The organism is Pseudoalteromonas sp. SIMBA_162 (assembly GCF_046535955.1).
Classification (GTDB): domain Bacteria; phylum Pseudomonadota; class Gammaproteobacteria; order Enterobacterales; family Alteromonadaceae; genus Pseudoalteromonas; species Pseudoalteromonas marina.
In genome coordinates this window covers 1-266 of record NZ_JAWJBQ010000526.1, presented here as the reverse complement: position 1 = coordinate 266, position 266 = coordinate 1, and the positions used below count along the sequence as shown (strand labels likewise).

Annotated in this window: 1 pseudogene; it reads right to left on the bottom strand. The window is 41.0% G+C overall.

The features are described from left to right. A pseudogene (locus R0J88_RS20785) lies at positions 1–219 on the bottom strand (hypothetical protein); the annotation flags it as partial. Positions 220–266 lie beyond the last annotated feature (47 nt).

Genomic DNA, 266 nt, shown 5'->3' with positions numbered 1-266 from the left:
AGGGAAGGGACTTATCACATGAGCGATAGGGTCATAAATTTTTACGATGGATATGCCACTATAATAAAACTTTAATATCTTTTCATAGGTTTTACCACCAATATCAGCCATTTTTTGTGCGCCCCATTGGCTCATTCCTACACCATGGCCATCTCCACGTCCTGTTACTTGTACAACATTTCCTGCTGATTTCACCTCATCGATTAGGTAACTCAGCATGACACGATTTCCAATCATTGCGCGTATTTGTGTGGAGTTCACGTTTG